We start from the raw sequence: 18,905 nt of genomic DNA, 5'->3' as shown, positions 1-18,905 counted from the left end.
AAATGCCCGGCTCGTGGAGGTTGCCTGCGAATTAAGCGTAGACCATGGTTAAACAGCTGATCTGAAAGGACTTGGCCGTTAATTTGCACGCTTGCAAAACGACCGTTCGGCGGCTCTGTCATCTGCCAGTCATGTGCAGTGCCTAGGCTTGCTGGACCAAGAAGCGGATCGATGGACAGTCGATCTTGCCCCGAAACAGTGCTGGTCTAGTCCAGATAGGTAACGTTGATGCGCATCGATGCAACCAAAGCGGTGACAGCCATCGGACAGGTCCTGCAAGAGCAGCTCGACCACGGGTTGCTGGCGCCCGGTAGCAAGCTGCCGGCCGAGCGCAAGCTCAGTGAATTGTTCGGGACCACGCGGATTACCGTGCGTGAGGCGTTGTTGCAGCTCGAAGCCCAGGGGCAGATTTATCGGGAGGAGCGCCGGGGCTGGTTCGTCTCGCCGCCGCGCCTGGCCTACAACCTGATGCAGCGCAGCCATTTCCACGCCATGGTCGCAGCCCAGGGGCGTGTGCCTTCTACCCAAGTGATCTCGGCGCGCCTGCAACCTGCCTCGGCGGCGGTGTGTGCCTGGTTGCAACTGCCGGCGTTGTCCAGCGTGATCCAGATCTGCCGCGTGCGGCGTATCGACGAGCGGCTGGTGCTATACGTCGAGCACTACCTGAACCCGCAGTATTTTCCGGACATTTTGGGGTTTGACCTCAACCAGTCCATCACCGAGCTGTACGCCCGCCATTACGACCTGCACTACGGCCGGGTGAAGTTTGAAATCGTGCCCACCTCTTTACAGCTGGAAGCGGCAGCGGCGTTGAAGGTCTCGGTGGGCAGCCCCGGGCTTCGCATCGCACGGGTCAACTATGACCAGCATCAGCGGCTGATCGATTGCGACCTGGAGTTCTGGCGACACGATGCGATCCATGTCGGCGTGGATGTGCCGGAGCAAGCTGTGCCGGAACAATCGCCCGCAGCCTGAGGCAGGGTCAGAGCGACTCGTTGAGCTTGCTCAGGATCTTGATCACCACCGTGGCGAGGATCAACAACATGCCGATCCACATGGCAAAGACCCCGACGCTCTTGTCACGGAAGTTGAAGCCGATGGCCAGCAGGATCATGCCTGCAACGATGGGCACCAGCATGGCGTTGAACGAAGACATCGAGATCATGGCGACAGCCTTGTCAGGGAAGGATAAGGCCAGTCTAGTTGGGGTTTTGCCGGGGTGTGCTGATGTATGTCACATCGCCCTCATTCCCGAGGCAAACACTGTGTGGGAAGAAAACTGTATGGGAGCAAAGCTGTGTGGGAGCAAGCCTTGCTCCCACAGGGTTCATCATGCCTTCGGGGCGGTTATGGCAACTCGCGAGAGGCGTAGAACGCGCTCAGCACCTTCACCAGATGCGCCAGGTCATGGCTGCCGCACAGTTCACGGATCGAATGCATGGCGAAGGTCGGCAAACCGATGTCCACGGTGCGCACGCCCAGCTGGCTGGCGGTGATCGGGCCGATGGTCGAGCCACAGCCCATGTCGCTGCGCACCACGAAGCTCTGCACCGGCACTTCTTCGGCCATGCACAGGTGGCGGAAGAACCCGGCGGTTTCGCTGTTGGTGGCGTAGCGCTGGTTGCTGTTGACCTTGATCACCGGGCCGGCATTGAGCTTGGGGCCGTGGTTGGCGTCGTGCTTGTCGGCATAGTTGGGGTGCACGCCGTGGGCGTTGTCCGCCGACACCAGCAGGGATTTCTGAATGGTGCGGACGAACTCTTCACCTTCAGGCAGCAGGCGACGCAGGGTTTGCTCCAGCATCGGGCCGTCGGCGCCACAGGCCGAGCACGAGCCGACTTCTTCGTGATCGTTGCAAACCAGCACGCAGGTTTCTTCGGTGTCAGTGTTCAGCAACGCTTGCAAGCCGGCGTAGCACGACAGCAGGTTGTCCAGGCGCGCACCGGCGATGAAATCGCCGTGCAGGCCAATGACCGCAGCGCTTTGCGTATCGTAGAAACTCAACTCGTAATCGAGTACCACGTCGGCATTCAGGCCGTGTTCGCGAGCCAGTTGATCGGTGAGCACGGCACGGAAGTCGACGCGCTCGTCCCCGGCGAACTGGGCAAGGATCGGCGGCAGTTCATTCTGCGGGTTGATGGCCCAGCCCTGGTTGGCTTCGCGATTGAGGTGGATGGCCAGGTTCGGAATCGTGGCGATCGGTGCCTTGAAATCGATCAACTGGCTTTCGACCTTGCCATCGCGACGGAAGGTCACGCGTCCGGCCAGGGACAGGTCCCGGTCGAACCACGGCGCCAGCAATGCACCGCCGTAGACTTCCACGCCCAGTTGCCAGAACCCGTGGCGTTGCAGTTCCGGCTGCGGCTTGACCCGCAGGCAGGGGCTGTCGGTGTGGGCGCCGACCAGGCGGATGCCATCGTGCAACGGTGAGTTGCGGCCGAGCTTGAAGGCGATGATCGAGGAGTCGTTGCGCGTGACGTAATAGCGACCGTTGGCCTCGGTGGCCCAGGTCTCGCGTTCGTCAAGACGCTGATAGCCTGCCGCCTCCAGGCGCTTGGCAAGGCTGGCGGTGGCATGGAACGGGGTAGGGGAGGCCTTGAGAAAGTCGATCAGGCCCTGGTTCAACTCTGCGCGCATAAGAAACTCCAGACAGCAATGGGCGGCAGTTTACCGTATTGCTGATGGATGGGGGGGCATCCCGTTGGTTGTTCAACCTGTGGGAGCGAGCTTGCTCGCGATAGCGTCAGATCAGCCAGCAGGGTGATCGACTGACACACCGCATCGCGAGCAAGCTCGCTCCCACAGGCGGTCATGCGAAACTTCAGAACGGTGCCGGGCACTCGAAGCGCAAGCGCTCGCCGCTTTGCGGATGGGTGAAGCTGAGCATGCTGGCGTGCAGGCACAGGCGCGGCCAGGCAGCGAGGGCCTGCGGGTGGGCGTAGAGTCCGTCGCCCAGCAACGGATGACCTATGGACAGCATGTGCACGCGCAATTGGTGCGAGCGCCCGGTAATCGGCGTGAGTTCGACGCGGCACCAATCGCCGCAACGTTCCAGCACGCGCCAGAAGGTCAGGGCGTGTTTGCCGTGCTCATGGTCCACCACATGCCGAGGTTTGGTCGGCGGGTCATAGCGCAAGGGCAGGTCGATGCTGCCGCTGTCCAGTTCCGGTTGGCCCCAGCACAGTGCCGTGTAGGCTTTTTCGGTTTCGCGATCATGAAATTGCCGGGACAGTTCGCGATGGGTGTCCGGGTCGCGGGCCAACAGGATGATGCCGGAGGTTTCCCAGTCCAGTCGGTGCACGATTCGGGCTTCCGGATAGCCGTTTTCCTGCAGGCGGGTAATCAGGCAGTCCTTGTTGTCGTCGGCCCGGCCGGGCACGGAGAGCAACAGGGTCGGCTTGTCGACCACCAGGACGGCGGCGTCCTGATGAATGATGCGGATGTTGGACAGGGGCATTGAAAACAGTCTCGTTACAAACGCCAACGGCGGCTCGGGCCCTTTTTTCCTAACCCTGTGGGAAGGACTCCAGGACCCGAGCCGCCGTGGCTCCCGCAGGATCTATCAGCGATCCGGCAGGGTGATGTTGAGTTCCAGGATCGAGCAGCTGCCCTGGCTTTCCAGTGCCACGTGCACGTCATCGCTACCGATGTTGACGTATTTGCGGATCACTTCCACCAGTTCCTTCTGCAAGGCCGGCAGGTAGTCAGGGGTGCTGCGTTGGCCGCGTTCGTGCGCCACGATGATCTGTAGACGCTCTTTCGCGACCGAGGCGGTACTGGGCTTTTTGTTGGCACGAAAGAAGTCAAAAAGGTTCATTACCTACCTCCAAACAGGCGCTCGAAGAAACCTTTCTTCGTTACATCGAGGAAACGATGCTCCACGGTTTTGCCCAGCAGGCGATCGACGGCATCGCTGTATGCCTGGCCGGCGTCGCTCTGGTCGTCGAGAATCACCGGTACGCCGGAGTTGGAGGCCTTGAGTACCGCTTGGGATTCCGGAATGACACCCAGCAGGGTGACGGCGAGGATTTCCTTGACGTCTTCGACGCCCAGCATTTCGCCATCGCTGACCCGTTGCGGGTTGTAGCGGGTCAGCAGCAGGTGTTCCTTGATCGGCTCTTCGCCCTTCTCGGCGCGACGGGATTTGCTCGCCAGCAGGCCCAGCATGCGGTCGGAGTCACGCACCGACGACACTTCCGGGTTGGTCACGACGATCGCTTCGTCAGCGAAGTACATGGCCAGGTGGGCACCTTTCTCGATACCGGCCGGGGAGTCGCACACCACGAACTCGAAGTCTTCCTTGAGTTGCATCAGGACTTTTTCCACGCCTTCCTGGGTCAGCGCGTCTTTGTCGCGGGTCTGACTGGCGGCCAGCACGTAGAGGTTCTCAAGGCGCTTGTCCTTGATCAGGGCTTGCTGCAGGTTCGCTTCGCCGTTGACCACGTTGACGAAGTCGTAGACCACGCGACGCTCGCAACCCATGATCAGGTCCAGGTTACGCAGGCCGACGTCGAAGTCGACGATGACTGTCTTGTGGCCGCGCAGAGCGAGGCCGGTACCGATAGCGGCGCTGGTGGTGGTCTTACCCACACCACCCTTGCCGGATGTAACCACGAGAATCTTGGCCAAGGTGTTTCACCCCTAAGGAAAAAGGACTTTTTCAGCCCCTGAAAAACATCTCTGGAAAACTGCTGCAATTGGACAGGCTTGGCTGGAATCGGATGTCGGGCGGGGTCTACCTCCGGTAAACACTGCCTGATCCTTTTTCCTACGTCGTTTAAGCCGTTTTCGCTCGTTTTAGAGATGCTTGGAAAATGCGGCAGTATCCGTTAAAGCCGAATGATGTTCAACACGTCGCCCGACAGGCTGATCTGAACGCCGGCCCCCCACAACGGATCGCGGCGCAAATCCTCGGAGACCTTGTACTGCCCGGCGATGGAGACCAGTTCAGCGCTCAATTGCTGACAGAAGATCCTGGCTTTCGTATCGCCCTTGACGCCGGCCAGCGCACGACCGCGCATCGGGCCGTATACATGGATGTTGCCATCGGCGAGAAGTTCCGCCCCCGGGCTGACCGAGGACACGATGACCAGATCGCCACCCTGGGCATAAATCTGCTGCCCGCCGCGCACTGGCGAGGTGATGACACGCGTCGGCTTGATGGTGGGCTCTGGTGGTTTTTCCGGGGCTTTCTTGGCTTCGACCGGGCTCAGCTCCAGCACGCGCTCCCGGGCGCCGGACGGCGGCAGCACCGGAATGTCCACGGCGATGGCGGCGGCGATGTCTTCGATGCGGCTGGCGCGGATCGCCAGGGTGCGCAGGCCGTGCTGGCGGCAAACGCGCATCAGGCCTGGCAGGTCCACCGCGCCTTCGCCGGCCGGCAGCTTGTCCAGGGCCAGCACCAGCGGTGCATTGCTGAAGAAGTTCGGTGCCTGGGCGACTTTGGCCGCCAACTGCCGGTCAAGGCCTTCCAGGTCGTTGCGGGCCAGCTCCAGCACCGTAATGGCGAGCATGCTGCCCTTCAGCTGGAACACGGGATCTTGGTCTAGCGGTTCGGTTTGGCTCATGGTCGGCGTACAACGGCTTGTCACTAAAAGTGCCGAGACTTATAACGAGATCGTCCGCCAGCCGCAACCCGGGTCGAACAATGTAGAATGCGCGGCCCATGTCCTAATGGAAGCTGTAATGGATCGCCCGCGTTTTCGAGCTGCATTTTTTCATCCGCGTTTCTGGCCGCTGTGGTGCGGCCTGGGCCTGTTGTGGCTGATCGTTCAATTGCCTTATCCGTTGTTGCTGCGGGTCGGTCGCGCACTGGGCGCGCTGATGTATCGAGTAGCCGGCGACCGACGGCGCATCGCCCGTCGCAACCTGGAACTGTGTTTCCCGCAAAAGTCCGCCGCCGAACGCAAGCGTCTGCTCAAGGAAAACTTTGCCTCCACCGGCATCGCCTTTTTCGAAATGGCCATGAGTTGGTGGTGGTCGCGTTCGCGCCTGGCGAAACTGGCCCATGTCGAAGGGCTGGAGCATCTCAAGCAGGCCCAGCGCGAGGGCAAGGGCGTGATCCTGATGGCACTGCATTTCACCACCCTGGAAATCGGCGCGGCCTTGCTCGGCCAGCAGCACACCATCGATGGCATGTACCGCGAGCACAAGAACCCGCTGTTCGACTACATCCAACGCCGCGGCCGCGAGCGGCACAACCTCGACTCCCTGGCCGTGGAGCGTGACGACGTGCGTGGCATGCTCAAGCTGCTGCGGGCCGGGCGGGCGATCTGGTATGCGCCGGACCAGGATTACGGCGCCAAGCAGAGCGTGTTCGTGCCGCTGTTCGGCATCCAGGCCGCGACGGTCACCGCCACCAGCAAATTCGCCCGCCTGGGCAAGGCGCTGGTGGTGCCCTTCATCCAGGAACGCCTGGCCGACGGCAGCGGTTATCGCCTGGTGATCCAGGCCCCGCTGACGGATTTCCCGGGTGAGACCGAGGAGGCCGATTGCATCCGCATCAACCAGTGGGTCGAGCAGTCGGTGAGTGATTGTCCCGAGCAATACCTTTGGGCCCACCGGCGTTTCAAGAGCCGTCCACCGGGCGAGCCGAAGCTGTACGACAAACGCGGTTGAGTCGGTAGTCCGCCATTTTTCAGCAGCACCTTGAGCACGGAGCATTGCGATGACCCCAGCTGAACCGGTTACAGGTTTGATTCTTTCCGGCGGCGGGGCTCGAGCGGCGTATCAGGTGGGCGTACTGGCGGCCATCGCCGAATTGTTGCCGGACGGTGCGGACAATCCGTTCCCGGTGATCGTCGGCACGTCGGCCGGGGCGATCAACGCGGTCAGCCTTGCGAGCGGGGCGATGGACTTCAAGACCGCCATCGAGCGGCTGACGGCGTTCTGGCAAGCGGTGCGCAGCCATCAGGTCATGCGCAGTGACTGGTGGGGCGTGATCGCCCAGGCGACGCGGTTCATTACCCACAGCCTGTTGGGCCTGGGGGCCAAGTTACCGGTGGCGCTGATCGACAGTTCGCCATTGCGCGAACTGCTCCAGGCCCAATTCCACGCCTCGGGCATCGAACAGGCCATCGTCGAGCAGCAACTGCGCGCGGTGGCGGTGACGGCGTTCGGTTATGAATCCGGCCAGGCCGTCACCTTCTACCAGGGGCGCGGGACCATCGATGCCTGGCTGCGCCATCGACGTATCGGGGTGCCGACGCAGTTATCGGTGGAGCACCTGCTGGCCAGCTCGGCGATTCCCTTGTTGTTCGCGCCGGTCAGGATCGGCCCGCAATACTTCGGTGACGGCGCGGTGCGGCAATCGGCGCCCATCAGCCCGGCCTTGCACCTGGGGGCCAATCGGGTGCTGGTGATCGGCGTCAGCGGCAACCCCCGTGGTGCTGGCGGGCAGGATCCCACCGAGCGCAGCTATACCGGCCTGCAACCGACCCTGGCGCAGATCGGCGGCCATATGCTCAACAGCACGTTCATTGACAGCCTGGAAAGCGACATCGAGTTGCTTGAGCGCCTGAACGGGTTCAGTCACCTGCTGCCCGATGACGTACCGGCCCACGCCCTCGGCGCGGCGCCGGTGGACGTGCTGGTGATTTCCCCGAGCCAGCCGATCGACGAAATCGCTGCCCGCCATCGCCAGGAACTGCCCCGTGCGTTGCGGTTATTCCTGCGCGGGCCGGGCGCGACCAAGACCAGTGGCGCAGGGGTGCTGAGTTACCTGTTGTTCGAGTCGGGGTATTGCAGCGAACTGATCGAGCTGGGACGCCAGGATGCGTTGGCGCAGCGTGAGGCGTTGAGTCGGTTTTTGGGGTTGGCATAAGGGATGTAAGCAGGTCCACCGCCATCGCGAGCAAGCTCGCTCCCACAGGAGATTTTGCGGTGGACGCTGAAACTGGGTCCAACACACAAACCCATGTGGGAGCGAGCTTGCTCGCGAAGGCGACTGAACATTCAACATTGATGTTGGCTGATGGTCCGCTTTCGCGAGCAAGCTCCGCTCCCACAAGGGATTTGTGGTGAGCCCTGAACCTGAGGCTCAGTCAGGTCAGAAATGGTACTTCAGCAAGAAGCTGGTATTGCTCTGGTTGGTCTTGAACCCGTCGCTGTCTTCGATCCCGTACTTGTTCTTCCAGTAGTCATACTCCACGCCCACATACAACTGCTTGGCACCGAGCTTCAACGCCTTGCCCAGGTCATATTTGATCTGCGGGTTGATGTGCAGGTTGGCGTGGTAGGTGCCCTTGGAGTTGGTGTCGTTGTCCACCACCCAGTCGATGAAACCGTCGATCAGGATGTCGGATGAACCCACCGGGAGGGTGTATGCCCAGGTCGGGGTGATCTGCCAGACGTTGTCGCCGGCGCGTGGGCCTTCGGTCTGGCGGTTGTAGAAGTTCAGCTGGAAGTAGTCGAAGCCGGGAATCGCCAGGTCGAAACCCGGGCCGATCAGGTAGGACTCGTTGTCGCCTTCGCCGAATTCATACGTCATGGCCAGCAGCACATCCTTGATCGGGCCCAGTTCCAGCTTCTGGTCGAAGATCTTGCCGAACGACAGGCGTGGGCTGAACTCACCGTAGTAGGTGTTCGGGCCGGACTGGCTGTCGTCCTGGCCGTTGTAGAAGATCCGATCGAGGAAGAAGAAGTTGTCCCCGTATTTCCAGGCGTCGGCGTGTTCGAAGGTCACGGTCTGCTGGATGCGCGGGTTGACCTGGAAATCCTTGCCATACAGGTAGGTCAGGCTGTTGTTCTGCCACTGGAACAGGTCGTCGGCCATCGCTTGGCCCCCGGCCGACAAGGCTCCTGCGAGTATCAGGCTGGTGCACGTACGTTTCATTCGGTTTGCTCCCAAAGGTAAGTGGTACCGCTTTTTTTTCAGGTCAGCGCTCTGGTGTGGCGCCTTTTTCCTCGGATTAAAAACATCCGTTCGGTCAGCTTTTCGCTTGTGGCCAGTGCTGATAGCAAGAGCTGAGCCAAGGTCAAAAAAGGCTCGTCCAGCTATTTGGAACAGTCGAAAAAGGTGTTTTCCAGAGACACCCGATATCCCCCGTGATGCTGGGATAAGCTGGCGTCTCGGTCAGGATTCGATGATTTTTACAGTGCTCGGATGCGAACGGCCGCGCAGGGTACGGGCTTGCCCTGACGGGCTCAAGTGCCCTGCAACGGCGCATTCGCGGCGAATTTGGGGCGCGGCTCAGTTGGTCCGCGCGCCCTGGTTGATCCACGCGCCGATCAGGTCGCGTTCCTGCTGGGTCATCTGGGTGATGTTGCCCAGGGGCATGATCTGGTTGGTCACGGCCTGGGCCTGGATGCGCGCGGCCTGTTGCTGGATCTGCTCTGGCGTATCGAACATCACCCCACCTGGTGCGGCGCTGAACAGCGGGCTGGTGGGCTTGGCCGAATGGCAGACCGAGCAGCGTTCCTGGATCACGCTGTGGACCTTCTCGAATGAAGGGCCCTGGGCGTTGGCGGCCTGGGTGGGCGCCGCTGTCGGTGCGGCGGGGGCCGTCGCCGGTTTTGCGCCACCACCCACTGCCGTTTCCGGCAACGGTTGGTACTCGATCACGCCAGGAGCCTTGGCCACCTCCGGTGCGGTGGGCATGGGCTTGGGACCTGTGACATAAGCCAGGCAGATCATCGCCAGGGCTCCGACCGGCAGCGTCCAGGCAAAGCGGTTGCTGTCATGGCGCGTGTTGAAGTAGTGGCGCACCAACACCGCCGCTACGGCGATCCCGGCCAGGATCAGCCAGTTGTACTGGCTGCCGTAGGTGCTCGGGAAATGGTTGCTGATCATGATGAACAGCACCGGCAAGGTGAAGTAGTTGTTGTGGCGCGAACGCAACAAACCCTTGGCCGGCAGTGCAGGATCGGGCGTGCGGTTCTCGGCGATGGCCGCCACCAGTGCACGCTGGGCCGGCATGATGATGCGGAACACGTTGCCGACCATGATCGTCCCGATGACCGCCCCGACGTGCAGGTAGGCGCCGCGACCGCTGAACACCTTGCTGAACCCGTAGGCCGCGGCGATCAACAGCACGAACAGGATCACGCCGAGCAGGGCTGGGCGCTTGCCCAGGGCCGAGTCGCAAAGAAAGGAATAGACGAACCAGCCGACGAGCAACGAACCGAGGCCCAGGGCGACGCCTTCGGGCCCGCTCAGGCTGCTGCCGGGGGCCAGCAGGTAGACGGTCGGGTTCCAATAGAACACCACGCACAACAGCGCGATGCCGGACATCCAGGTGAAGTAGGCTTCCCACTTGAACCAGTGCAGGTTGTCCGGCATGGAGGGAGGCGCGAGTTTGTATTTTTCCAGGTGGTAGATGCCGCCACCGTGGATGGCCCACAGGTCACCGGCCAGGCCGCTCCTGGGGTTGACGCGATTGAGGTTGTTTTCCAGCCAGACGAAGTAGAACGACGCGCCTATCCAGGCCACGCCAGTGATCATGTGAACCCAGCGCACGCTCAGGTTCAGCCATTCCAGCATATGTGCTTCCACAGTCTTTACCTCTCGCCCGTCACGCTTGTCTTCGCGTGATCGGACCTTCTCTTATTGGTGGGGGGCGAGGATCAAGTACTCATCCTCTTGGAAAAAATGCTCATCGCAGTTATTGCCTGTGCCACTGCGATCAACCACCAGGAAGTCATCCCGCTTTTCGATCGTCAGCACCGGGTGGTGCCAGACGCCGCGATGGTAATTAATGCCCTGCCTGCCGTTGGTGACGAAGGCGCGGACCAAGCCTGATACAGGTGCATCGCCAAGTGGCGCGACCACGATCAGAAAGGGGTTGCCGAGCAGCGGAATGAACGCCTGGCTGCCCAGCGGATGGCGCTCCAGCATGCGCACGGTCAGCGGCATGTCCAGCGCGTCGGCGCGGAAGATGCTGATGATCGCCTTGTCGTCCGGCGTGGCGGTTTCCACCGTCGCCAGGCGATGGAAGCGCATGGTCGAACCGTTGTTGATCATGAAGTGATCACTGCCGTCGGTTTCGATCACGTCACCGAACGGGGCGAAGGCTTCTTTGGTCAACGGTTCGATCTTGAGTGTGCGCATGCTGGTCTTCTTAATCTTTTGAGTTTGATCGTTCCCACGCTCTGCGTGGGAACGCCGCCATGGACGCTCCGCGTCCACTGTGACGCGGAGCGTCACGGTATGCATTCCCACGCAGAGCGTGGGAACGATCATCGCAATCTTACTTCGACACCTTGCCCAGCACCCGCAGGCGACTCACGCCACCATCCGGGAACACATTCAGGCGGATGTGGGTGATCGGCCCCAGCGCCTTGATCTGCTCGGCGAAGGTATGTTCGGCGTGCATTTCCAGCTTCTGGCTCGGCAACAGCTCACGCCAGAACAGCGATTGGGTTTCGATCTGGCTGTCGGTGCCACCCTTGACGAACGCGCCCTGGATCGAGCAGCTGTCGGGATAGTTGCCCTTGAAGTGCAGGGTGTCGACGATGACTTTCTCGACCTCGCCGGCATGGCCCAGGGCGACGATCACCCAGTCATTGCCCGGGGTACGACGACGGGCGGTTTCCCAGCCGTCGCCCATGTTCACGCCACGACCCGGGTTGAGGATGTTGCTCATGCGGCCGAAGTGTTCGTCGGAGCAGGCCAGGGCACGGCCACCATTGAGGGCGGCAGCCAGGTCGATCTGTTCATTGTCGCCGACGGCCGACCAGTCGCGGTACGGAATGCCATAGACCCGCAACCGGGCCACGCCGCCATCGGGGTAGATGTTGAAGCGCAGGTGGCTGAAGGCCTGGTCGTTACTGATTTCGTGATAGTGGTGGCTGTTGCCTTGCAACTCGACGGCCGACAGCACTTCAGTCCACTGGGTGTTTTCGTCTGGCTCGCCTTCGGTCAGGAAGCAGGCTTCCAGGGAGGCCGACGGTGGGTAGTTACCGGTGAAGAATGAGGTGTCGATGTCCACGCCTTTGATCGAGCCGGCCACACCCAGGCGGATCACCGCGCTGTCATAGCCTTCGAAGCGCTTGCGCCGCGATTCCCAGCCGTCCATCCACTTGCCGTTGTCATCGAACACGCCCTCCTTCCATACGGCCGGGGTCGGTTGGAACAAACGGTTGGCGTCGGCGAACCAGTCATCGGTGACCGAAATGATCTTGGTGCCGAGGCGGGCGTCGGCCAGGTTGACGAACTTCTCGAAAGGTACGGCGTAAGCTTTCATTCTTCTTGTCTGCCTTTAAATAAGTTGGCTGGGGATGCTTGCAGGATCCTGGGGCTCAGGACTGCTCGCTAAAGGGTCAGTAGTCGGAACAACGCTATCTTGTTGATCTCTGCCAGCGCGCATTTGAATTCGGTGTCTACCGAATGATGGATGCGCGTTTCGAACGCCGCGAGGATCTGATGCCGGTTGCTGCCTTTTACCGCCATGATGAAGGGAAACTTGAACTTGGCCTTGTAGGCGTCGTTCAGCTCGGTGAAGCGCTGAAACTCATCGCTCGAGCATTGGTGAATACCGGCGCCGGCCTGTTCGTTCGTGCTGGCTTCGGTCAGTTGGCCCTGGACGGCGGCTTTGCCGGCCAGGTCCGGGTGAGCGTTGATCAGGGCCAGTTGGCTGGCGTGATCGGCACTCAACAGGATGTCGCTCATGCGCTGGTGCAGGGTTTCGATCTGGTCGATCGACGGGTCCTGGCCCAGGTCGAAAGCCTTTTCGGCGACCCATGGCGAATGTTCGTAGATATCGGCAAAAGCCCGGACGAAGGCTTCACGGCTCAAGGTGGATGGCTTGAGGGTCTGGAAGGCAGTCATTTCGAAGCTCCTGGTTTCGAAGCTTGCGGGCACGGGTGAGTCTGTTGCCAGTGGCGGGCGATGTCGACACGACGGCTGAACCAGACCTGTTCATGACCCTTGGCATATTCAAGGAAGCGCTTGAGGGACGCGAGGCGGGCAGGGCGGCCGATCAGGCGGCAGTGCAGGCCGATGGAGAGCATCTTGGGGGCTTCGGCGCCTTCGGCATACAGCACGTCGAAGGCGTCCTTGAGGTATTGGAAGAAATCATCGCCCTTGTTGAAACCCTGCACCTGGGTGAAGCGCATGTCGTTGGTGTCCAGCGTGTACGGGATCACCAGGTGCGGCTTGCCGTGGGGTGTGTTCGGTTCCCAGTAGGGCAGGTCGTCGTCGTAGGTGTCGCTGTCATAGAGAAAACCGCCTTCCTCCATGACCAGCCGGCGGGTATTGGGGCCGGTGCGACCGGTGTACCAACCCAGCGGACGCTCGCCAGTGATTTCGGTGAGGATGCGGATCGCTTCGAGCATGTGCTCGCGTTCCTGGGCCTCATCCATGTATTGGTAGTCGATCCAGCGATAACCGTGGCTGCAGATTTCGTGACCGGCGGCAACCATGGCGCGGATCACGTCCGGATGGCGCTGGGCGGCCATGGCCACGGCGAAAATGGTCAGCGGGATATCGAATTCCTTGAACAGCTTGAGGACCCGCCAGACCCCGGCACGGCTGCCATACTCGTAAAGCGATTCCATGCTCATGTTGCGCTCGCCCTGCAGCGGTTGCGCCGCGACCATCTCCGAGAGGAACGCCTCGGATTCCTTGTCGCCATGCAGGATGTTGCGCTCGCCGCCTTCTTCGTAATTGAGCACGAAGGACAGGGCGATGCGGGCATTGCCCGGCCACTGGGGATGGGGAGGGTTACTGCCGTAACCGATCAGGTCGCGTGGGTAGTCAGCGCTCACTGCAGTTTTCCTTCTTGTTCGAACCATGTGGGTGGCGCCCTGATGATGGATCATGGGCTGGCGTCACGACGATGGAGTGATTGTATACAACTTTATGTGCGATTTGTAAGCCTGATTTTTTGCATTTTTCACCGCAGTCCCCGGTTTGTCTACACTGCAAGAAACCTGCCCATCTGGTCAATTAATGGCTGGAAGAATGGCGTATCCGTTGGTTTGGCTTGAGATTGGGCAGGAACCTTTGTCGGAACATGCATGGACTAAATATCTGTTTTTTATTGTGTACAATTTTCTTTTAAAGTGTCTTAATTCGCTCATCGCCGTGGCGTTTCGTGCTCCGAAACGGTGCGGCCTGTCTTTCAACTGATTCAGGAGGCGTCGGGCCGGACTGCACAGCAGCGAGGCGCGCACAATCAATGGGACGTTTGACTACTCACGTTTTGGATGCTGCACACGGCTGCCCGGGCAGCTCGATCAAGGTCGAGTTGTACCGCGTGGAAGGTTCGCAACTGCAACTGGTCGCCAGTGCGCAGACCAACAGCGATGGTCGCTGCGACGCACCGCTGCTGCAAGGGGATGACTACCGTTCGGGTGTCTATCAGATTCAATTCCATGCCGGTGATTACTACCGCGCCCGTGGTGTCGAGCTGTCCGAGCCGGCGTTCCTGGATGTGGTGGTGCTGCGCTTCGGCATTTCGGCCGAACAGGATCATTACCACGTGCCCCTGCTGATTTCGCCTTACGCCTATTCCACCTATCGGGGCAGCTGACCCCCAAGCAGCTGCCTTGTCCTGGAAGCGACTGCGCATGGCGCTTCTTTGGTTTTTCGCCCGCTCACACTGCGGGCTTTTTTTCGTCCGTGGAAATGGGCTGTCTGGGAGGGACTCATCGTCGGATCGCCGCCCGGAGCAAGCTCGCTCCCACACTGGATTTTGCCGCTCACAAAAAACCTGTGGGAGCGAGCTTGCTCGCGATGCTTTTGCTTTTTTAGCGGCTCAACAAGGAGGCTGCGCCCGCACCGCCAAATAATCCTGCGCTGATGCGGTTGAACCAGCCCTGGCCTTTCCCCGTACGCAGATACCGCGCCGCGCCATGGGCACCAAGGCCGTAGGCCAATTTGCACAGCAGGTCGAGTACGGTCCAGGTGGCGATCATGATCAGCAGTTGTGGCAGGAATGCTTGTTCGGCGCTCAAGAATTGCGGCAGGAAAGCGGCGAAGAACAGGATGTCTTTCGGGTTGCTGGCGCCCAATACGAACGCCCGGCCGAAGAGGGCGCGAAAGCGCGGGACGGCTGCGGCCTGGGGCACGTCGGCGCCTTGGGACGGTTGGCGTGATTGCTGCCAGCTCTGCCAGGCCAGGTAAAACAGGTACAGGGCACCGACAATCTTCAGGGCACTGAACAGCTGTTCCGATGCCATCAACAACGCACCGAGCCCCAGCGCCGAGGCACTCAGCAGGCAGATCGAAGCGATCACGCCACCCAGGAATGCCGGATACGAGCGGCGCAGGCCGTAGTTCAGGCTATTGCCGATCATCAACAACGACAACGGGCCGGGGATGAGGATCACCACCAAGGCGGCACCGCTGAACAACAGCCAGGTTTCCAGATTCATTGCTTTGCTCCTGATGTACAAAAGCCTCACCCATTGGGTGAGGCGGGTGAATACGGTGCCGCTTACAAGAAGATGAACTTGGCGATGAAGATCGCGCAGAGCACCCACAGGCTGACGGAGATTTCCTTGTGTTTACCGGTGCCTGCCTTGAGCACCACATAGGTGATGAAACCCAGTGCGATACCGTCGGCGACCGAGAACGTCAGGGGCATCATGATGGCCGTGACAATGGCCGGGATGCTGTCAGTCGCCTCGTCCCATTCGATGTGGGCCATGCCGCCCATCATCAGCATGGCAACGTAGATCAAGGCCCCGGCCGTGGCGTAGGCTGGGATCATCCCAGCCAGCGGTGCGAAGAACATGGCGGCAATAAATAGCACACCGACGGTCACCGCGGTAAGCCCCGTGCGGCCACCGGCGGCCACACCAGCGGCGCTTTCCACGTAGCTGGTCACCGGCGGCACGCCGACCATGGCGCCAAATACGCTGGAGGCGCTGTCGGCTTTCAAGGCGCGGGACAGGTTCTCGATCTTGCCATCGGCTTTCACCAGGCCGGCGCGCTGGGCAACGCCCATCAGGGTGCCGGCGGTGTCGAACATGTGCACGAACAGGAAGGCCAGCACCACGCTGATCATGCTGACGTTGAACACACCGGCCACGTCCATCGCCATCCAGGTGGGGGCCAGGCTCGGCGGTGTCGACATGACGCCGTTGTACTGCACCAATCCCAGGCCCCAACCGGCCAGGGTCACGGCGATGATGCTGATCAGGATTGCGCCGAACACGCGGTGATAACTGAGCACGGCGATCATCAGGAAGCACACTGCGGCCAACAATGGACCGGGCTCACGCAACGAGCCGAGCTTGATCAGGGTGGCGGGGCTGTCGACGATGATCCCGGCGGTTTTCAGGCCGATCAGCCCGAGGAACAACCCGACCCCCGCGCCCATGGCGAACCGCAGGCTCACCGGAATGCTGTTGAGCAGCCACTCCCGCACCCGTGACAGGGTCAGGACCATGAACAACACACCGGAAACGAACACCGCGCCCAACGCAGTTTCCCAGTTGTAGCCCATGGTGCCGACCACGGTGTAGGTGAAGAATGCGTTCAAGCCCATACCTGGCGCCAGGCCCACCGGCCAGTTGGCGTACAGGCCCATCAACAGGCAGCCCAGGGCCGCGGCGATGCAGGTGGCGACGAACGCGGCACCGTGATCGATGCCGGCGTCGGCCATGATGTTGGGGTTGACGAAGATGATGTAGGCCATGGTGATGAAGGTCGTCAGGCCGGCGATCAGCTCGGTCTTCACCGTGGTGCCATGCAAGCTGAGTTTGAAGATGCGCTCCAGCCAGCCACTGCGTAGTGGCGGCGAGAGGTCCAGCGTCCGGGCTTCGGGTTTGCGGCTTTCCACAGCGAGTACTCCTCAAGAGTCTTATTGTTATTTCCAGCACCGCACACGCCCTGGGGTGGCTGCGATGCGCTGAGGCAGGTAAGGCTGGCGAAGTATGTTGACCTGTTGGTCAGGAACTCGCACGAAGCGAATTATGCTTTTGTATACAAATAAAGCAAATAATGTTTTCTGTGTTGTCGACGAAATTTCGGGCGATAGGGATATATCGCCCTGGCGGACGCTATCGCGAGCAAGCTTTGCTCCCACGGCGGGCGTCCACTGACCCTCTGTGGGAACAGTTTTGCTTCCAGCAGGTGTCCGCTGAGACCCTCTGTGGGAGCAAGGCTTGCCCGCGATGGCGATAGACCGGGCAATACACAGCTTGCAGAGGAAACTCAGTCGACAGCCACCTGACCCTTTCCCAGCCCCAGATTCACCGCCAACCACCCATCCACCGCCGCTTCCCCGGCCTCGGCAAACACCCGCTCCAGCAATTTCACCTGCTCACGCCGCAATGCCTGTTCGAAGCGTTCGCCCTCGGTTGTCAGTTCCAGCAGCCGCTTGCGCTTGTCGGTCTCGGACGCGACGCTGTTCACCAGATGCATTTCCATCAGTTGTCGTAACGGCATGTTCAGCGCCTGCTTGCTCACCCCGAGTACCGCCAGCAATTCCTTCACGCTCAATGACGGGTAGCGGGCGATGAAAAAAACGATGCGCTGGTGCACCCGGCTCAACCCGCGGCGCTCGAGCATTTCATCGGCCTTGGCGGTGAACGCCTGGTAACCGAAGAAAAACGCTTCCATGGCCATTTGTTGGGAAGTCGGGTTTTTAAGGTCAAGCATATTGACGTATCCGTAGAGGTCGGCGTAATTTCGGTCAACCAGTTTGACTTATTCTTCCCGTGCCCCGCTACAGGTGACCTCCATGGCTTTTTCCGAACGTGTCTCGCGCCTCAAAAGTTCTTTGATTCGAGAAATCCTCGCGGCGGCGCAGCGCCCTGAAGTGATGTCGTTCGCCGGCGGCCTGCCGGCCGAAGCCATGTTGCCGAAAGTGGAATGGGCGGCCATGCCGTTGTCCATGGGCCAGTACGGCATGAGCGAAGGCGAACCCGCCCTGCGCGAAGCCCTGGCGGCCCAGGCGCGGGCGCTGGGTGTGGCCTGTGAGGCGAGTCAGGTGCTGGTGGTCAGCGGTTCCCAGCAAACCCTCGACCTGGCGGCCAAGCTGCACATCGACGTCGGTACGCAAGTGATGCTCGAAGCGCCGACGTATCTGGCGGCGTTGCAGATTTTCCAGCTGTTCGGCGCCGACTGCATCACCGTGCCCCTGGAGGCCGACGGCCCGGACCTGAAACAGTTGCGGGCCCGCCTGGAGCAGCATCGGCCAGCGTTCATCTACCTGATCCCGACGTTCCAGAACCCCTCGGCGGTGCGCTACAGCGAAGCCAAGCGCGATGCGGTGGCGGCGCTGTTGGACGAGTTCGACGTGACCCTGATCGAGGACGAACCCTACCGCGAGCTGACGTTCGATGGCGGCAGTGCCACGCCAATTGTCAGTCGCTTGAAGAAGGCCAGCTGGATCTACACCGGCACCGTGTCGAAAACCCTGTTGCCGGGGCTACGGGTGGGCTACCTGATCGCCAGCCCGGATCTGTTCCCGCACCTGCTGCGGCTCAAGCAGTCGGCGGACCTGCACACCAATCGCATCGGCCAATGGCAGGCGCTGCAATGGATCGGCACCGAGCAGTACCGCAGCCATTTGAGTGAGTTGAGGGATTTCTATCGGGATCGTCGCGACCGCTTTCAGGCGGCGCTGCACAAGCATTTTGCCGACATCGCGGACTGGAGCGTGCCCCAGGGTGGGTTGTTTTTCTGGCTGACTCTCAGGCAACCGCTGGACACCCGCACCTTGCTCCCCGCCGCGCTGGCGGCCGACGTTGCGTTCATGCCGGGGGAACCGTTCTTCCCTGAACCGGACCAGCATCCGGGGCACTTGCGCTTGAACTTCAGCCACATCGATCCGGCGCGGTTGGATGAAGGGCTCAAGCGGTTGGCGGGGGTGGTGCGGGAGGCGTTGGCGGTAAAAGCAGCCTGACTTATGTGGTGACTGGACTGGCCTCATCGCGAGCAAGCTTTGCTCCCACAGGGACAGTGGTGAATACAAATCCAGTGTTCACCAAGCCCCCCTGTGGGAGCAAAGCTT

The 18,905-nt window shown here is 61.0% G+C and carries 20 protein-coding genes; 5 read left to right on the top strand and 15 right to left on the bottom strand.

Going from position 1 to position 18,905, the window contains the following annotated elements:
• Nucleotides 1–228: 228 nt before the first annotated feature.
• On the top strand, nt 229–975 hold the full coding sequence (locus F7R20_RS19825; RefSeq protein WP_003204548.1) for a UTRA domain-containing protein: 747 nt from the start codon (nt 229–231) through the stop codon (nt 973–975).
• A gap of 7 nt (nt 976–982) precedes the next feature.
• On the opposite strand, the gene F7R20_RS19820 is transcribed toward F7R20_RS19825, so the two are convergent.
• The 6 genes from F7R20_RS19820 to minC form a co-directional block, all read right to left on the bottom strand.
• Nucleotides 983–1,165, bottom strand: a complete 183-nt coding sequence (locus F7R20_RS19820; protein ID WP_003204546.1) for a hypothetical protein — start codon at nt 1,163–1,165, stop codon at nt 983–985.
• Nucleotides 1,166–1,347: 182 nt separating this feature from the next.
• Nucleotides 1,348–2,637, bottom strand: coding sequence for a M18 family aminopeptidase (locus F7R20_RS19815; protein WP_003204544.1), 1,290 nt, complete (start codon nt 2,635–2,637; stop codon nt 1,348–1,350).
• A gap of 184 nt (nt 2,638–2,821) precedes the next feature.
• Nucleotides 2,822–3,457 (bottom strand): RluA family pseudouridine synthase, encoded by a 636-nt coding sequence (locus F7R20_RS19810; protein ID WP_003204542.1) that lies wholly within the window; start codon nt 3,455–3,457, stop codon nt 2,822–2,824.
• 105 nt (nt 3,458–3,562) lie between these two features.
• Nucleotides 3,563–3,817, bottom strand: a complete 255-nt coding sequence (minE, locus tag F7R20_RS19805) for a cell division topological specificity factor MinE (RefSeq protein WP_003179111.1) — start codon at nt 3,815–3,817, stop codon at nt 3,563–3,565.
• Nucleotides 3,817–4,629, bottom strand: coding sequence for a septum site-determining protein MinD (gene minD, locus F7R20_RS19800; protein ID WP_003179114.1), 813 nt, complete (start codon nt 4,627–4,629; stop codon nt 3,817–3,819). Before minD ends, minE begins: the two co-directional genes overlap by 1 nt.
• Nucleotides 4,630–4,829: 200 nt before the next feature.
• Nucleotides 4,830–5,567 (bottom strand): septum site-determining protein MinC, encoded by a 738-nt coding sequence (minC, locus tag F7R20_RS19795; protein WP_003204540.1) that lies wholly within the window; start codon nt 5,565–5,567, stop codon nt 4,830–4,832.
• Nucleotides 5,568–5,685: 118 nt separating this feature from the next.
• On the opposite strand from minC, the gene F7R20_RS19790 reads away from it, so the two are divergent.
• Nucleotides 5,686–6,618: a lipid A biosynthesis lauroyl acyltransferase gene (locus F7R20_RS19790; RefSeq protein ID WP_003204537.1), complete on the top strand. Its 933-nt coding sequence runs from the start codon at nt 5,686–5,688 to the stop codon at nt 6,616–6,618.
• 49 nt (nt 6,619–6,667) lie between these two features.
• Entirely contained in the window at nt 6,668–7,822 is a 1,155-nt protein-coding gene (locus F7R20_RS19785; RefSeq protein ID WP_003204535.1) for a patatin-like phospholipase family protein, read from the top strand.
• Nucleotides 7,823–8,047: 225 nt separating this feature from the next.
• Here the strand turns inward: F7R20_RS19785 and F7R20_RS19780 are convergent, their stop codons facing one another.
• The 6 genes from F7R20_RS19780 to puuE all read right to left on the bottom strand — a co-directional run bounded on the left by F7R20_RS19780 (nt 8,048) and on the right by puuE (nt 13,704).
• Nucleotides 8,048–8,833 carry an outer membrane protein OmpK gene (locus F7R20_RS19780; RefSeq protein ID WP_003204533.1) on the bottom strand — a complete coding sequence of 262 codons (786 nt, stop codon included), beginning with the start codon at nt 8,831–8,833 and terminating at the stop codon, nt 8,048–8,050.
• A gap of 357 nt (nt 8,834–9,190) precedes the next feature.
• A complete protein-coding gene (locus F7R20_RS19775; RefSeq protein WP_003204530.1) occupies nt 9,191–10,492 on the bottom strand; it encodes a urate hydroxylase PuuD in 1,302 nt (433 codons plus the stop codon).
• 51 nt (nt 10,493–10,543) lie between these two features.
• A complete protein-coding gene (locus tag F7R20_RS19770) occupies nt 10,544–11,047 on the bottom strand; it encodes an ureidoglycolate lyase (protein ID WP_003204529.1) in 504 nt (167 codons plus the stop codon).
• Between the two features lie 139 nt (nt 11,048–11,186).
• Nucleotides 11,187–12,182, bottom strand: a complete 996-nt coding sequence (alc, locus tag F7R20_RS19760) for an allantoicase (RefSeq protein ID WP_003204527.1) — start codon at nt 12,180–12,182, stop codon at nt 11,187–11,189.
• A 68-nt stretch (nt 12,183–12,250) separates the two neighbouring features.
• On the bottom strand, nt 12,251–12,766 hold the full coding sequence (uraD, locus tag F7R20_RS19755; RefSeq protein ID WP_003204525.1) for a 2-oxo-4-hydroxy-4-carboxy-5-ureidoimidazoline decarboxylase: 516 nt from the start codon (nt 12,764–12,766) through the stop codon (nt 12,251–12,253).
• A complete protein-coding gene (gene puuE / locus F7R20_RS19750; RefSeq protein WP_003204523.1) occupies nt 12,763–13,704 on the bottom strand; it encodes an allantoinase PuuE in 942 nt (313 codons plus the stop codon). Before puuE ends, uraD begins: the two co-directional genes overlap by 4 nt.
• A gap of 413 nt (nt 13,705–14,117) precedes the next feature.
• Between puuE and uraH the strand changes: the two genes are divergently transcribed.
• Nucleotides 14,118–14,471: a hydroxyisourate hydrolase gene (gene uraH, locus F7R20_RS19740; protein ID WP_003204518.1), complete on the top strand. Its 354-nt coding sequence runs from the start codon at nt 14,118–14,120 to the stop codon at nt 14,469–14,471.
• 217 nt (nt 14,472–14,688) lie between these two features.
• Here the strand turns inward: uraH and F7R20_RS19735 are convergent, their stop codons facing one another.
• The 3 genes from F7R20_RS19735 to F7R20_RS19725 form a co-directional block, all read right to left on the bottom strand.
• Complete coding sequence (locus F7R20_RS19735) at nt 14,689–15,315, bottom strand: LysE family translocator (protein ID WP_003204515.1); 627 nt, start codon at nt 15,313–15,315, stop codon at nt 14,689–14,691.
• A 62-nt stretch (nt 15,316–15,377) separates the two neighbouring features.
• Complete coding sequence (locus F7R20_RS19730; protein WP_003204513.1) at nt 15,378–16,727, bottom strand: NCS2 family permease; 1,350 nt, start codon at nt 16,725–16,727, stop codon at nt 15,378–15,380.
• Nucleotides 16,728–17,101: 374 nt separating this feature from the next.
• Entirely contained in the window at nt 17,102–17,548 is a 447-nt protein-coding gene (locus tag F7R20_RS19725) for a MarR family winged helix-turn-helix transcriptional regulator (protein WP_003204511.1), read from the bottom strand.
• Between the two features lie 82 nt (nt 17,549–17,630).
• Here F7R20_RS19725 and F7R20_RS19720 point away from each other — a divergent pair, with 82 nt between their 5' ends.
• Nucleotides 17,631–18,797, top strand: a complete 1,167-nt coding sequence (locus tag F7R20_RS19720) for an aminotransferase-like domain-containing protein (RefSeq protein WP_003204509.1) — start codon at nt 17,631–17,633, stop codon at nt 18,795–18,797.
• The last annotated feature ends 108 nt before the right edge of the window (nt 18,798–18,905 follow it).

The sequence above is a fragment of the Pseudomonas brassicacearum subsp. brassicacearum genome (assembly GCF_008801605.1).
GTDB classification, from domain to species: domain Bacteria; phylum Pseudomonadota; class Gammaproteobacteria; order Pseudomonadales; family Pseudomonadaceae; genus Aquipseudomonas; species Aquipseudomonas brassicacearum.
The sequence above is the reverse complement of the archived record's forward strand: the minus strand, read 5'-3'. Positions and strand labels throughout refer to the sequence as shown.